The organism is Gordonia sp. NPDC003424 (assembly GCF_053588655.1).
Genome location: NZ_JBSFQJ010000019.1, coordinates 19,664 through 33,815, shown reverse-complemented (window position 1 = coordinate 33,815; position 14,152 = coordinate 19,664). Strand labels below are relative to the sequence as shown.

The 14,152-nt window shown below is 65.5% G+C and carries 14 protein-coding genes, 4 tRNA genes and 2 pseudogenes; 8 read left to right on the top strand and 12 right to left on the bottom strand.

The features are described from left to right. Positions 1–38: 38 nt before the first annotated feature. The gene (locus ACWDTI_RS22145; RefSeq protein ID WP_449740279.1) at positions 39–998 is read left to right on the top strand and encodes a formylglycine-generating enzyme family protein; all 960 of its coding nucleotides are present in this window, start codon (positions 39–41) and stop codon (positions 996–998) included. Positions 999–1,027: 29 nt separating this feature from the next. Here ACWDTI_RS22145 and ACWDTI_RS22140 read toward each other — a convergent pair whose 3' ends face one another. Together ACWDTI_RS22140 and ACWDTI_RS22135 are read right to left on the bottom strand one after the other, a co-directional pair. Beyond that, positions 1,028–1,666, bottom strand: coding sequence for a carboxymuconolactone decarboxylase family protein (locus ACWDTI_RS22140; RefSeq protein ID WP_449740278.1), 639 nt, complete (start codon positions 1,664–1,666; stop codon positions 1,028–1,030). Continuing rightward, positions 1,666–2,232, bottom strand: a complete 567-nt coding sequence (locus ACWDTI_RS22135) for a VOC family protein (RefSeq protein ID WP_449740277.1) — start codon at positions 2,230–2,232, stop codon at positions 1,666–1,668. The genes ACWDTI_RS22140 and ACWDTI_RS22135 overlap by 1 nt, the downstream gene beginning before the upstream one ends. 62 nt (positions 2,233–2,294) lie before the next feature. On the opposite strand from ACWDTI_RS22135, the gene ACWDTI_RS22130 reads away from it, so the two are divergent. From ACWDTI_RS22130 to ACWDTI_RS22115, 4 genes and pseudogenes are all read left to right on the top strand, one after another. Then, on the top strand, positions 2,295–2,930 hold the full coding sequence (locus tag ACWDTI_RS22130; protein ID WP_449740276.1) for a TetR/AcrR family transcriptional regulator: 636 nt from the start codon (positions 2,295–2,297) through the stop codon (positions 2,928–2,930). Then, positions 2,891–3,130: pseudogene (locus ACWDTI_RS22125) on the top strand (nuclear transport factor 2 family protein); the annotation flags it as partial. The gene ACWDTI_RS22130 and the pseudogene ACWDTI_RS22125, both read left to right, overlap by 40 nt. A 303-nt stretch (positions 3,131–3,433) precedes the next feature. Continuing rightward, positions 3,434–4,576, top strand: a complete 1,143-nt coding sequence (locus tag ACWDTI_RS22120) for an acyl-CoA dehydrogenase family protein (protein ID WP_449740343.1) — start codon at positions 3,434–3,436, stop codon at positions 4,574–4,576. Next, positions 4,561–5,454: an isocitrate lyase/PEP mutase family protein gene (locus tag ACWDTI_RS22115; protein ID WP_449740275.1), complete on the top strand. Its 894-nt coding sequence runs from the start codon at positions 4,561–4,563 to the stop codon at positions 5,452–5,454. Before ACWDTI_RS22120 ends, ACWDTI_RS22115 begins: the two co-directional genes overlap by 16 nt. Before the next feature lie 263 nt (positions 5,455–5,717). Here ACWDTI_RS22115 and ACWDTI_RS22110 read toward each other — a convergent pair whose 3' ends face one another. The 10 genes and pseudogenes from ACWDTI_RS22110 to ACWDTI_RS22065 form a co-directional block, all read right to left on the bottom strand. Continuing rightward, entirely contained in the window at positions 5,718–6,044 is a 327-nt protein-coding gene (locus ACWDTI_RS22110; RefSeq protein ID WP_449740342.1) for an HNH endonuclease, read from the bottom strand. A 239-nt stretch (positions 6,045–6,283) separates the two neighbouring features. Beyond that, positions 6,284–6,745 (bottom strand): annotated as a pseudogene (locus tag ACWDTI_RS22105) (HNH endonuclease); the annotation flags it as partial. Between the two features lie 399 nt (positions 6,746–7,144). Next, on the bottom strand, positions 7,145–8,686 hold the full coding sequence (locus ACWDTI_RS22100; RefSeq protein WP_449740274.1) for a long-chain-fatty-acid--CoA ligase: 1,542 nt from the start codon (positions 8,684–8,686) through the stop codon (positions 7,145–7,147). Beyond that, complete coding sequence (locus tag ACWDTI_RS22095) at positions 8,687–9,640, bottom strand: SMP-30/gluconolactonase/LRE family protein (protein WP_449740273.1); 954 nt, start codon at positions 9,638–9,640, stop codon at positions 8,687–8,689. Between the two features lie 162 nt (positions 9,641–9,802). Continuing rightward, the gene (locus ACWDTI_RS22090) at positions 9,803–10,132 is read right to left on the bottom strand and encodes a hypothetical protein (protein WP_449740272.1); all 330 of its coding nucleotides are present in this window, start codon (positions 10,130–10,132) and stop codon (positions 9,803–9,805) included. Between the two features lie 129 nt (positions 10,133–10,261). Then, a complete protein-coding gene (locus ACWDTI_RS22085; protein ID WP_449740271.1) occupies positions 10,262–10,591 on the bottom strand; it encodes a hypothetical protein in 330 nt (109 codons plus the stop codon). A 115-nt stretch (positions 10,592–10,706) separates the two neighbouring features. Next, on the bottom strand, positions 10,707–10,898 hold the full coding sequence (locus tag ACWDTI_RS22080) for a hypothetical protein (protein ID WP_449740270.1): 192 nt from the start codon (positions 10,896–10,898) through the stop codon (positions 10,707–10,709). Between the two features lie 77 nt (positions 10,899–10,975). Further along, positions 10,976–11,047 (bottom strand) — tRNA-Val (locus ACWDTI_RS22075). A gap of 22 nt (positions 11,048–11,069) precedes the next feature. Beyond that, positions 11,070–11,143 (bottom strand) — tRNA-Cys (locus tag ACWDTI_RS22070). Positions 11,144–11,165: 22 nt separating this feature from the next. Next, positions 11,166–11,238: transfer RNA gene (locus ACWDTI_RS22065), tRNA-Gly, on the bottom strand. Between the two features lie 186 nt (positions 11,239–11,424). Between ACWDTI_RS22065 and ACWDTI_RS22060 the strand changes: the two genes are divergently transcribed. The 3 genes from ACWDTI_RS22060 to ACWDTI_RS22050 all read left to right on the top strand — a co-directional run bounded on the left by ACWDTI_RS22060 (position 11,425) and on the right by ACWDTI_RS22050 (position 14,146). Continuing rightward, a tRNA-Val gene (locus ACWDTI_RS22060) sits at positions 11,425–11,499 on the top strand. Positions 11,500–11,598: 99 nt separating this feature from the next. Beyond that, the gene (locus ACWDTI_RS22055; protein ID WP_449740269.1) at positions 11,599–13,188 is read left to right on the top strand and encodes an HsdM family class I SAM-dependent methyltransferase; all 1,590 of its coding nucleotides are present in this window, start codon (positions 11,599–11,601) and stop codon (positions 13,186–13,188) included. 7 nt (positions 13,189–13,195) lie between these two features. Next, positions 13,196–14,146, top strand: a complete 951-nt coding sequence (locus ACWDTI_RS22050; protein WP_449740268.1) for a hypothetical protein — start codon at positions 13,196–13,198, stop codon at positions 14,144–14,146. The last annotated feature ends 6 nt before the right edge of the window (positions 14,147–14,152 follow it).

Genomic DNA, 14,152 nt, shown 5'->3' with positions numbered 1-14,152 from the left:
GTCCGAACCGTCTGGAACAATGTCGGCAGGAGGCAGTGATGGATTCTCGGATCGGACAGCCGGGGTGCTGTGCGCCCGGGCGGTCACCTGACGACGCGCACGTGGATACCGGATCGGCTGCCACCGCAGCCGGTCCGGGCCCGGCGGACGCCTCGTGGGTAGACCTGCCGGGCGGCGAATTCCTCATGGGCACCGAGGATTCGGAAGGTTTTCCGGACGACGGTGAGGGACCGGTCCGCCCGGTGCGCGTGGACGGTTTTCGCATCGCCCCGTACGCGGTGACCAACGACGACTATGCGGCGTTCGTCGACGCGACCGGATACGTCACCGATGCCCAGCGTTACGGGTGGTCGTTCGTCTTCGCCGCGTTCCTGCCGGCCGCGCTGCGCAAGGGCGCGCCGCGACCGGATCAGGCACCGTGGTGGTGTGCCGTCGACGGCGCCTACTGGTCTGCTCCCGAGGGACCCGGCAGCACCGTCGAGGACCGGGGACGTCATCCCGTCGTCCACGTCTCCTTCAACGACGCCCAGGCGTACTGCACGTGGGCCGGCACCCGGCTGCCGACCGAGGCGGAATGGGAGTACGCGGCACGGGGCGGTCTGGCGCAGAAGCGTTTCGCGTGGGGCGACGAACTGCTGCCCGGCGGGGAACACCGGTGCAACATCTGGCAGGGCAGCTTCCCGACCAAGAACACAGCCGAGGACGGATATCGCGGCACGTGCCCGGTGGATGCCTTCGCGCCCAACGGTTTCGGCCTGTACAACGTGGCCGGCAACGTCTGGGAATGGTGTGGCGACTGGTGGGGTACCGCCCACTCGACGGACCACTGCGTCAATCCCGGCGGGCCGGCGGACGGACCCGCGCGGGTGATCCGTGGCGGCTCGTACCTGTGCCACGACTCCTACTGCAACCGCTATCGGGTCGCCGCGCGCACCGCCAACACGCCGGACAGTTCCACCGGCAACACCGGTTTCCGGTGTGCCGCCGATCCCCGCTGATCCGTCCGGCCGCCGGGTCGCGGTGGCGTCTACTCCCCGGCGAGGTCGGCCGACAGGTCGGCGACTTCGACTCCTTCCGGAATCCGCACCTCGGTGATCCGTTCGGGGACGTCGTCGAATTCCAGCCGCAGCGCCTTGCACATCGTTGCGTGCATGTCGTAGAGCGCGGTGATGTAGGTCAGCTGCAGGATCTCATCGGGGGACAGGTGATCGGTGAGGACGTCGAAGACGCCGTCGGGCACGCGTCCGCCGTCGAGGACCAGCGCGTCGGCGTAGGCGAGCACCGCACGTTCGAGCGGCGTGAACAGGTCGCTGACCTGCCAGGCCGGGATCGCGGCGATCTTCTCCTCGGGCATCCCCAACGACCGCATCTGCTTGCAGTGCTGGGAGAAGACGAACTGGCTGCCGCGTGCGAAGCCCGCGCGACCCTGTCCGAGTTCACGCAGCAGCGGGTCGATCGTCGCGTTGCGGTAGAGGGCGAAGCCGCGCACCGCGTGGCGGAAGACTTCGGGGGACTGGGCGAACACCGTCCACCAGTCGCCCGGCGTCGCGTGGATGGTGCCGTGGTCGACGGCCGGGTCCTTGTCGGGGCCGAACAACCGGTCGTAGTACCAGAGGATCTTCTCGTCGGTGACGTCGGCGCGATGGACCTCGGGCAGTCGTGGCATCAGGAGTTCACCCCCGCCTTGCGGTCGGCGGCGGTCTTCGGTTCGTGTGCCACATCTGCGTCGGTGAACTCTTTTGTCCAGCAGGCGAATTCCAACAGAACCCCGTCCGGGTCCTGGAAGTAGAAGGACCGGACGAAGGTGCCGGGATGGACGTCGCGGGACACCCCGCGCGGGCTGTCGTCGTGGTTGAGGACCATGCTGACCGGGACACCCTTGGCCTCCAGGCGTGCCCGATAGTCATCGAAGTGCTCCGGCGGAACCGCGAACGCGACGTGGTTCATCGAGCCGACCGCGCTCGCGAGCTCGCCCTCGTCCGGGCGGCCCTTGGGAGCCGCGATTCCGGGCGCGGCGTCGGGAGAATCGGCCAGCCAGAAGAAGGCGAGAGTGTTGCCGCCGCCGCAGTCGAAGAAGAAGTGCTGACCCAGGTCACCGGGCAGCTCGATCGTCTTGACCAGCGGCATGCCCAGAACCCCGGTATAGAAGTCGATGGTGCGGCGCATGTCCGAGCAGACGAGTGCGAGGTGATTGATCCCGCCCAGCTGGAATTCGGGATTGGTGGGGGCCATGGAGCGCTCCTTGTCCAGAAAGTGACTTGACTGTCATGTCAGGTTCTTGGATAGTCTTGAACGTGACCAAGGCACCTGTCAACACCCCAGCGCCCGTCGACGCGCTCTCCGCCCGTGGGCGCGCCACCCGGGACGCCCTCCTCGACGCCGCCCAGCGGGTCTTCGAGACCGTCGGGTTCCTCGATGCCCGGGTGGAGCAGATCGCCGGCGAGGCGGGCGTCGCCTACGGAACGTTCTATCGATATTTCGAGTCCAAGGAAGACGTTTTCCGGGAATTGAGCACCCGACTGTTCACCGAGGTGCACAGTCGTGAGCCGTGGGCGACGGACCTGTCGCCGGCACAACGACTCGTCGCGTCCAACCGCGCCTACTACCAGGCATATCGACGGAACGCGAAGATGATGGCCATCGTCGAACAGGTGGCGACGTTCAACGAGGAATTCCGCACGCTGCGCCACGATCACCGGTCACAGTTGATCGAACGCACCGCGGGAGCGATCCGCCATTGGCAGGAGCAGGGTCTGGGGGTCCGCCAGACGCTGGACCCGGTGATGGCGGCGCGCGCGATGGCCGCGATGGTCGACCACACCCTCTACCTCTGGCTGGTGCAGGGTGACACCGCCGACGAGGAGGCACTGCTGGACACGCTCGACCAGATGTGTCTGGGCGCACTGGGACTCACGGAGGACGCGCAGTGACCACGACGCTCGCCGACCGCTTCTTCGCCGCGATCGAGGCCGGTGACACGGAGGCCCTGCGCCGGCTCTATGCGCCCGATGCGGTCATCTGGCACAACGACGACGGCGTCGAACAATCCGTCGACGACAACCTCCGCGTGTTGCGCTGGCTGTCGCGAACCGTGCAGGGTTTGTCCTACAACGACATTCGACGCATCACCCACGATGACGGGTTCATCCAGCAGCACGTGCTCACCGGCGAGATCGACGGCGTGGGACCGGTTGCGGCCGGCGGCGCTGTTCGTCACCGTCGCCGACGACAGAATCGTCCGGATCGACGAGTACGTCGACTCCGCCGGCATACGACCATTTCACGAAGCCGCCGCCCGACACCGAAAGGGGCAAGGATGACCCTGCCCGATACCACCCTGCCCAATCCCACGTTGTCCGCCACCTCGCTGCCCGCCACCTCGCTGCCCGCCACCACCCTGCCCGCCGCCGACCTGGCCGACCTCTGCGCGCGGATGCGCGCGTTCATCGACGACGAGGTCATCCCGCGTGAGTCCGAACTGACGACCGGGGGTGCGGGAGCGGCGAAGACGCTCGACGAACTGCGTTCGCGGGCGAAGGAACTCGGCCTGTGGGCGCTCGGCCATCCGGCCGATGTCGGTGGTGGTGGACTGGCATTCATGGACTTCGTCCACCTCAACGAGATCATCGGTCGGTCCGAATACGGGCAACTCGCCGTCGGATCGGTCACCATGCAGGACACGATCATGCTGCACAAGCACGGCACCGAGGAGCAGAAGCGGCGGTGGATCACCGGGATGGTCGCCGGCGACATCCTGCCGTCGGTCGGACTGACCGAACGCGAGGTCGCCGGCTCGGACCCGACGCTGATCGCGACCCGCGCCGAACTCGACGGCGACGTGTGGGTCATCAACGGCCACAAGTGGTTCACCACCGGGGCGAACCAGGCGGCGTATTGCACCGTGTTCGCCCGCACCGAAGACGATTCGGTACCACGGCATTCCGCCATCAGCTCGATCATCGTGCCCACCGACACACCGGGTTTCGAGATCGTCCGGTCCATCCCGACGATGGGTCACGACCCGAGCGACCACTTCGAGGTGCGGCTGACCGACGTGCGGGTGCCGGCAGAGAATCTGCTCGGCGAGCGCGGCAAGGGCTTCGTCATCGCACAGGACCGGCTCGGACCCGGCCGGATCTTCCACTGCATGCGGTGGCTCGGCCAGGCGCAGCGTGCGTACGAATTGATGTGTGAGCGGGCCAACTCCCGCTTCGTGCACGGATCGCTGCTCGCCGACAAGGGGGAGGTGCACCGCTACATCGCCGAGTCCGCCGCCGAGATCCACGCCGCCCGGCTGATGACGCTGGACGCCGCACGGGTGATGGACACCGGCGACGACGCGCGCGTGCAGATCGGGCTGATCAAGTTCTGGGGAGCGCGCATGTTGCACAACGTGATCGATCGCGCGATCCAGGTGCACGGTGCGCTGGGACTGACCGCCGACACCCCGCTCGAGGGGATGTACCGGCACGCCCGCTATGCGCGCATCTACGACGGGCCCGACGAGGTGCATCGGATGTCGACGGCCCGGCGGTTGTTGCGTAACCCGGAGGCGGCACCATGGCGAAATTCCTAGGCACCCGCCGGCATCCACGCGAACGCCTGCGCGCGCTGCTCGGTACGGGTGAGCCGCTGCTCGCGCCCGGGGCGTTCGACGGGCTGTCCGCGCGGCTCGCCGAACAGGCCGGCTTCGAGGCCGTGTACATGACCGGATTCGGCGTCGCCGCAAGCCTGTTGGGGAGACCGGATGTCGGGCTCGTCACCGGTTCGGAGATGGCCGAGGCCGCGCGCCGAATCGCCGCGGGCGTGGACCTGCCGGTGATCGCCGACGCCGACACCGGATATGGCAACCCGCTCAACGTGATCCGCACCGTCCACGACTACGAGGCGGCCGGCATCGCGGCCATCCAGCTCGAGGATCAGGTCGCGCCGAAGAAGTGCGGGCACATGGCGGGCAAGGAGGTGGTGGCTCCCGGCGAGATGATCGCCAAGATCGAGGCCGCGGCCGCCGCACGCTCCGACCCCGACCTGCTCATCATCGCCCGGACCGACGCCATCGCCGTGCACGGTATCGACGACGCGATCGAACGCGCCCACCGCTACGCCGGGGCCGGCGCCGATCTGCTGTTCGTCGAGGCGCCGACCACCGTCGAGCAGGTTCGTCAGGTGGCCTCCGAGTTGCGCGGGCATCGTCTCGTCTACAACTGGGTCGAGGGCGGCCGGTCGCCGGAGCTGAGTCGAGAAGAGTTGGCGGATCTCGGATTTGCCCTCATCCTGTTCCCGATCGGTGGTTTGCTCGCGGCCGCGCGGGCGATGAGCGACTTCTACGCACAGGTGCGGCTCGACGGCACCCCGGCGGCCGCACTCGGCGATCTGCCGGCGTTCGACGAGTTCACCGGGATGATGGGTCTGGACGAGATCGTACGGCTCTCAGAGCGTTTCGGCCCACACTGAGTCCCGGCGCCGGGCCGCCTGCCGGGCCGTGCCCGGCCCGGCAGGCAACCGGTGCCCGTCCGTTCACTATGGAGTTCTCAAAGGTCGTGCGCGGTCCCGGTGGTGCCGGGTGCGCGGAATGTGCTGCGCTGAAATGTGCTGCGCTGAAATGTGCTGCGCTGAAATGTCCTGCGCTCATTACTCCCTGAGCCGGCCCGCAGCGCCGGCTCGGGACCGTGTCGGGGGGTCGACGGGCGGGCTGCGATCGCGTGCCGGTTGCCGCATCAGGCGACCCGGTCCTCGAGGGTCATGGTGCGTCTGTTGTAGGCGGGTAACGGTTTTCGGGACGGGTCAACCGACGCGGGTGGCACCAACCAGGGGTGTCGATCGGCGCCCATGATGATCTCCCACTCCGAGGAGTGAACCTGGGTGTGGCAGGACGCGCACAGCAGGCACCCGTTGTCCAGGTCGGTGGGGCCGCCCTCGCTCCAGTACGTGATGTGGTGGCACCGCCCGAGCCACGCGGGCGCGCCGCACTTGATGCAGCACTGGTCGCGGATGATGATCGCTTTGCGCAGGTGGGCGGGGAACAGTCGCTTCTTGGTGCCCATCTGCAGGGGCACGGTTTCCCCGTCGATGATGACCTCGGTGACCGCGGAATCGCACGCCAGCAGCCTCGCCGTGGCTTGGGTGAGCGGGCTGGTCCACTGCAGGGTCGCCGCGCCGGGGCATCGGAGGGGATGGTCAGGTTGAGTTCGATGTTCGGGGTCGGGATGAACGGAGTGGTGTTGTCCGCCGCGGCGTCGAGCACCGCGTCGAGCGCATCCGCGCGTTGCTGCCCCGGCGAGCGCATATCCGTCGACCCGTCGGGTTCCGGACGTGGTGTGGCGAGCGAGTCGATTGCCGTCTTGAGCTTCTGACCGGTAACGATGTCCAGGTCGCCGCGCACCGCCACGCGGCCGTCAGGCGTCTCCGAGATGGTGAAGTCGTTGATGCTGCGATCCTCGCCGGCGGGTAGCCCACCGGTCTCGGCTGCGTAGTGGTTGCCCAACTTCCGCGCCTTCTCCGCGATCTGCTTCGGGGTTGCTCCCGACATCGCCTGCGCGATCAGCGTCAGCTCCACTTCGTGGCGTTCCTCGTCGCACAGTCCATCGAGCGCCCGCCGCGCGACGTGCGTGAGTCCCTGCACGATCGCGTCGATGTGTTCGGCCGGGAATACTCCGTCGGATGCGTACCCGGGCAGCAACCGCATCGAGGGCGTCGCTCTCCCGATGCGCAGCAGCCGATCGGCGACCGACGGCGCCAATCCCATGGTGATCAACAGCGCCTTGGTTTTTCCGCCGTTGGCCTGGGCCACCCCCAACCGATTCATCTCGGCGGCACACACCGCCAGGAGGTGTGCGACGGTGTTGGCCGCCGAGATCACGATCTTGGTCGTCTCGAACGCGTCGCTGCGCGAGGGTATCGAGGCGGGGTCGAGCTCGCGGGCCGCAGTGAGGAGTGCTGCGGCCACGCAGGCCTGGGTGGTGGCGGATGCGGGAGTGGGGATGGTGGCGGGCATGTCTCCAAGTGTACTCGCACAAATGTTCGAGTCAAGTGCTCGAACAACTGGATTCAGCTGTGCTACAACACTATTCGATGCCCTTCGGCTGGCGAAACCTCAAGTCTATCGCCTGCCACCGACAGTCCGGCTTGGCGCCCGATGGGTTCCTCAGACCGGCTGGGTGAGACGACTCCGCAGGTCCTTCTTGAGGATCTTGCCGGTGACGTTCTTGGGCAGCGCGTCGACGAACTCCACCCGCCGGGGTACCTGATAGCCGGCCAGATGCTCCCGGCACGTCGCGACGATCCCGGTCGCCACCTCGTCGGGATCCGCGCTCACGTCGGGCCGCAGAACGACCACGGCACAGACGACTTCACCCCAGGTGTCGTCGGGAACGCCGACCGCGGCGGCCTCGGCCACGGCCGGATGGCGATAGAGCGCCTGCTCGACGGCCAGCGACGCGACATTCTCGCCGCCGCTGATGATCATGTCCTTCTTGCGGTCGACGATGTAGACGAAACCCTCGTCGTCCTGCCGGGCGAGATCCCCGGTGCGCAGCCATCCGTCGGTGAAGGTGTTCTCGGTGGACTCGGGGTCCTGCCAGTAGCCCGACATGATCTGGTCGCCACGCAATGCCATCTCGCCGATCTCACCCGTTGCCACGTCACGCATCTCGTCGTCGACGATGCGAACGTCGGCCAGTCGCATGGGCTTTCCGGCCGCGGCGAGCAGATGCGATTCGCCGGCGGCGGCGCGACGATGGGTTGCCTCGTCGAAATGCAGGACGTTCCCACCGGTTTCGGTCATCCCCATGCCTTGGTAGAAGTCGACGCCGAGACGTTCGAGCCCTTCGCGGAGCACGGCCGCCGGAATCGCCGACGATCCGTAGCCAATGGCCTGCAACGTGCTCAGGTCGTGGTCGTCGAGCGTCGGGTCCTTGAGCAGGAAGTTGATCATCGTCGGGGCGAGACCCGTTTGCGTCACCTGCCATTCGGCGACGAGGCGGAAGAATGTCGCGTTGTCGTAGGTGCGCAGGATGCCGACCGTGGAACCCATCAGATGGTTGACGAGGTTCACGTACCCGCCGACGTGGCACAGCGGGAAGCAGAACAGGAACACCGTCTCCTCGGTGATGTTCCACTCCATTGCCGACGAGGTGACCCCGGCGACGAGATTGCGATGCGAGAGCATGACGCCCTTGGGCATTCCGGTGGTGCCGCTGGTGTAGACGAGCCACGCGAGATCGTCGGCATCGGGACGGGTCGCCGGCTCGTCAGCGGAAGCACGACCGACGAACTCGGCCCACGACGTTGCCGGGTCCTCACCGTCGATGACGACGATCTCGTGCACCGTGGTCAGTCGGTCGCGGATCTCCTCGACCACACCCGACAGTTCCTTCGAGACGATCAGGACCGACGCGCCGGAATGCTCGACGAGTCCGGCGATCTGATCGGGGTGAAGCCGAAAGTTGAGGATGGTCAACGCCATTCCGGCCATCGGGATGCCGTAGTAGCAGTCGAAGTACTCGGTGCAGTTCGTGGAGAGTACCGCCACCCGATCGCCGGGCGAGGCGACGCCCAGCAGGGCGTTGGCCAGCCGGCGGCTCCGGTCGCGCAACTGCGCGTAGGTGATCGTCTGATCCTCGAAGCGCACGGCGATCCGATCGGGATGCTTGCGTGCGCCGTATTCGACGATGTCGCTGACCAGCATTCAGACCACCGCCGCCCGTGACTGGTTGTTCAGCACCAGGCCGGGACGCGGCCATTCGAATCGCAGGAGCTTGCCGGTGCTCGAGGCGGTCACGTAGGCGGTGCGCATGTCCTCGCCGCCCCAGCAGATGTTGGTGATGCCCGGGTCTCCGTCGGTGTCGATCTCGACGAACTCGACCAGCTCGCCCTCGGGACTGATCACGCAGATGCCCGGGGTGGCCAGCGAGGCGACGCACACATTGCCTCCGGCCTCCACGCCCAGAGAATCCAGGTAGCGGAAATCGCCTGACCCCCAGAGGAAGTTGGCGTCACCGGACCCGGCGAGGGTGCGGCCGCCGACGATCTGGCCGGGGGCGACGACATCCCACCACCACACGCGTGCGGTGTAGGTCTCGCTGACGTACAGCCGCGTTCCGTCGGGGGAGAGGCCGATGCCGTTGGGGGCGTTCATGTCTCCGGCAACCTGGGTGATCGACGACCCGTCGGCGGCGCAGTAGAAGATGCGGCCGCGGTCGGCGACGGCGCTGTCGCTCTTGCCGTGGTCGGTGATGTAGCAGCCGCCATGGGTGTCGAACACGATGTCGTTCGGGCCGCGCAGTGGGCTGCCGTCGCAGTGGGTGTAGAGCGTCTCGACCTCGCCCGTCGTCAGGTGCACCGCCTGCAGACTGCCGGTGGTGTAGTCCTCCGGCGTGCCCCCGGCGAAGGCATACGGTCCGACCTCGAAGCGGTTGAGACCGCCGCTGTTGGCGACGTAGGCGCGGCCGTCGGGCCCGATGGCCGCACCGTTGGGTCCGCCGCCGAGTTCGGCGACCACCGACCGGGTGCCGTCGGCGGCGACGCGGGTCAGGGCCTTGCGATGGATCTCGACCACCAGGACGTCTCCGTCGGGCAGGGCGATCGGTCCCTCGGGGAACAGCAGTCCGGTGGTGACGACGTCAAACTTCAAAGGGCTCACGGATGTCGCTTTCTGTGACGTGACAGTCATGTCATGTTTGGCCTATGCATTGTGACCTGCCGCACTGGCCGGTGTCAACGGTCGGGGCACAGAAAAGCCGCCGGCCCCGACATGCGGGACGGGCGGCTGCCGGTCACGGGAAAGGTGTTGTGGTGATGGGGTTTAAGGGCCGTAGACCCAACGTCGGTTGACGCAGACAACCGCCTTGCCGCGCGGGGTCTTGGCCACGGGGTACTGGTTGTTGCAGTGGCTGCCGAGCGTGCGGACGGTCGGATCGACCCGCGCAGTGCGCACCCACTTGAAGCCGCCGTGCGCACCCATCCACGCGCAGACCGTCGGCTGGTGCCGGGCCGTATAGCGAAGGTCGTTGGCCTGCGCTTTGGTGCACGTGGTGCCGATGATCGGAGCGGCGTCCGCACCCGCCGGCGCGAGTGTGACGAGAGTACCCGCGACGGCCAATGCGCCGAGGCCGACGGCGATGCGCGTTGTCATGCCGGAAGTGTAGTGGCGTGCGAGACGTCCGCGGCTCTCCGACATCGCCATGTCGAGAAATTCACCGAGACGACGGCAGCCGCCTCCGGGCGGGAAGCGGCTGCGGGCTGTCGGGGAGGGTGTCGGGATCTACGGATTGGTGACCCAGCGTCCGTCAGCGCAGAGCAGTGCCTTGCCGGTCGGCGAGCCGGCGACCGCGTAGGCGCCCGAGCACCCCGTGCCCGCATGTCGGGTGACCGGATCGACGGCGCCGGTGCGCACCCAACTGATGTCGCGGCCGGTGTTGGCGCACACGGTGGGCTGCTTGGCCGTCGTGTATCGCAGGTTGCCGATCTCCCCGGCACCGCAGGCGTGTCCGATCGCGGGGGTGGTGGTGGCGTGTGCGGTGGCCGGGGCCAACGCGACGATGGCGCCGGCGGCCGCGAGTGCCGAGAGTCCGGCGGTGATTCTGATGCTCATGACGCGGGAGTCTATCGGCGCCGCTGTCCGTGACATTTCCGTGTCATCCGCCTGACCGACAACAGGTTTCGGGTGCGAGTGGCCTCGGGGGGGGGAGGCCAGGGTCGACGTGGCCTCAGACGAGGACGAGGCGACGCGACTCGACGCGTGCGATCGCGGCGAGCAGCTGCGCCTCGCGGTCGACGACGTCGTCGACGTGACGCGTGATCGGCAGCAACTCGGTGACGACGTCGGTGCCGCTGACCGTGAATCCGTTGGTCTTGACCCATTCGAGGGTGAACTGGAGGGCATCGCGGTCAGCAGTCATGACAGGTCCTGGAGTGTGAACTGGGGTGGGCGTTACAGCATTTCAGACCCGACTGCGGGCAGCGGGTCTGAAATCAGTGCGCGATACTGGGATTGAACCAGTGACCTCTTCCGTGTCAGGGAAGCGCTCTCCCGCTGAGCTAATCGCGCGGGCTTATTAAGTTGGTGCTCATGGAGGCGGCGACGGGAATCGAACCCGTGTGCACGGCTTTGCAGGCCGTTGCCTCACCACTCGGCCACACCGCCACTTGCGAGAGGACTCGCCTCGAGCGGATGACGGGATTCGAACCCGCGACCCTCACCTTGGCAAGGTGATGCGCTACCAGCTGCGCTACATCCGCGTGGTCGGGAGCGATCTTGTGGACCGTTGTGCTCTCGACGCGATGAGGAACATTATCGGAACATTTCACGCGGACCAAATCGCCTGGTCAGAGAGTTGCGGATCGGGCCCGGGGGCGGATTTTGGGAACTGCGCCGAGAACGTGTAATCTTCTGCCTCGTGCACCGGCGCCGAACGCGCCGCGCGCGGTCCCGTGGCTCAGTGGAAGAGCGTCCCGTTCACACCGGGGAGGTCGCTGGTTCGATCCCAGCCGGGACCACCAGGTCAAGGCGATAATTAGCCAGTCCGGGCAATAACCGGGCAATATCGAGGGGAGTGGCGACCCGTGCGGAGCGGATGGCACCCCGGCGAAGGGGTTTGAATGGCCGATCCGGAAAACCGCACCCTGTCCGGCCCCGAGCACCAGCTGGTCCGGCTCCCCGTCGTCGAGGCATTGGTGAAGGCCGGGTGGGACCGCAACCAGCTTCAGTGGGCCCCGGAGTGGCGTGTCCCGAAGTCGCCTCACGATGCCGCGAGTCGTGAGGGCGGAAAGTCGTTCTCGGCGTGGCCCGTGGACCTGGCTCTGTTCGAAGACGCCAGTACGGTCGGGTCGTGGGAGCACGTTGTCGTGCTCTTCGAGTTCAAGGCCCCCGACCTGAACGCCGGAATCTCTCAGCTTGAGGTCTACCTCACGCGAGAGCCACGTGCTCGCATGGGCTTCTGGACGAACGGATCTGAGGACGTCCGCGTCTACAAGCTTGCTGATGGCGGCTTTCTCCATCAGCGCGGTCGTGGCATCCCGCGACCTGGTGATGACCTTACTAAGGCGTCGAAGGAACCGTTGACCTTCGCGGACCTGAAGGTGCCGAAGAGCGGACAGCTCCGTTCGGTCTTCAGGCGGTTGTTGGACGTCGTGGTCGCCCGCGACAGTAAGGCGACGAGGTCTGAAACTCAGTTGGATCAGCTCTGCAACCTGCTGCTTCTCAAACTGGAGTCGGACACCAACGGAGAGTACGACCCAACAAACGACCTGGTCTTCCAGCTGAGTGAGGCTGGCGAGAGCTACACTGCGCGCAAGATGCGGGTGGAGTTTCAGACGCTGCGTAACCTTCGGCCAGAGGTCTTCGCCGAGAATGAGAAAACCGACCTGTTGCTCGACGATCACACGATTGCGGAGGTCGTCTACGAGCTTTCGAGTTACAACCTGTTGGCGGTTGGGGCCGAAGCCATTTCGTCCGCCTTCCAGGTCTTCCGCAGAGCCAACTTGAAGGCCGGTGAGGGGCAGTACTTCACACCTGAGCGGGTGATCTCTGCTGCCATCGAGATCTTGGATATTCGCCCACAGGACAAGATTATTGACCCGGCGTGTGGGACAGGCGGCTTTCTAGTGCAAGCATTTCTCAGCGTCCTTTCCCACGGCACCGGGAAACGGGCCGAGGCTCAGGCGCGGACGTGGGCACACCGCCAAGTATTTGGAGTTGATAAGGACGCGATCAACGTCAAGCTGACTCGTGCCATCATGGTGAGCCTCGGCGACGGATCAGTCAATATTCACTCGGGAGACTCGATCCGCGAGCACAGGTGGAAGATCGACTACCCCTATCTCGAAGGTCCGCTGACTGACGGATCGTTCACGGTGGTCGTGACAAATCCCCCGTTCGGCAAGAACCTGAAGGTAAGTGCGTCAGATTCGAGGGCCAACCAGTACTCCATTGCAAAGCAGTCCAAGGGCACCTACGTCGATCTGGAGATCGGCCTCATTTTCCTTGAGCGTGCGCATCGACTGCTCATGAAGGGCGGACGCCTGGGGATTATCCTGCCCGAAACGTACTTCTTTTCATCAACGTACTCGTGGCTTCCGGATTGGCTTGAACCGCGATTCAAACTGCGCGGCGTCTTCAATATTCCAATGGAAGCATTTCAAGGATTCTGTCGCGCAAAGACCAACTTCTACGTGTTTGAAAAGCGGTGATCGGACAATGGTTCACAAGCCGAAGTGGTTTACAGACGGGCAGGTCTACGTTTCTTACGCCCCGACTGTAGGGATCAACAAGGACGGTGAGGAGCTGTATGTTGTCGACCGCGATTCGGGCCTTCGGACCACGGCGATTGACGATCAGCTCGCAGTCGACGTTGCTAGTCTGCGGACCGGCAAGGCCACGACTACTGCTCGATGGGTCGAAGTCGGCGATCTGACACCGCGCCTGATGGCGGTCCCGGCCTACTTCGATGCTCGCCCCCTCAGTGATTTTTCCGCATTGATGCAGAGCTCTGAAATGGGAGGATACGGGAGTACATCTCTTGGGGCGCTGATTGATGACGGCCGGATCGAAGCCCTCGCTGGCCACGGCAGCCCCTCGGCCGATCTGCGACTCGGCGACGTTCCCTATATCAAGGTCTCGGACATTCGAGCCGGCCAGATCAACATCAACCCCACCAACCGAGTGAGCAGAGTTGTTGCTGAGAGATTCTGGAAAGGAAAAGAGTCCGGGATTCGCGCATGGGACCTCGTCACTCCCATTCGAACAAGCAAGAACATCGGTGATTTCGCGGTCATCATGCCCGGCCAGGAGCAAATGGTCTTGACGAAAGAGGTTCTGATCCTTAGGGCCTCGGAGTTGGCCTCGTTTGACAATTTCTACCTACTTTGGGCCATGACCCTGAAAGCGGTGCGCCGCCAGTGGGATCGAGTCGTCTTTATGCAGACCAATCGAGAAGACGTAGGCAAACGGTACCGGGAGATTATGATCCCAATTCCGCCCAACCGTCGGATTGCAAATAAGGCCGCCGAACCATTTCGGAGCTACTACGAAGGGATGGACAGGCTCCGGACAAATCTGGTTACGTACCTGGAATCCGACGAGAAGCACCACATCTTCATATCAACCGTCGAGGCTGCGGAGGAAGATCAGGAACTCACCGGCGAATGACGCAGC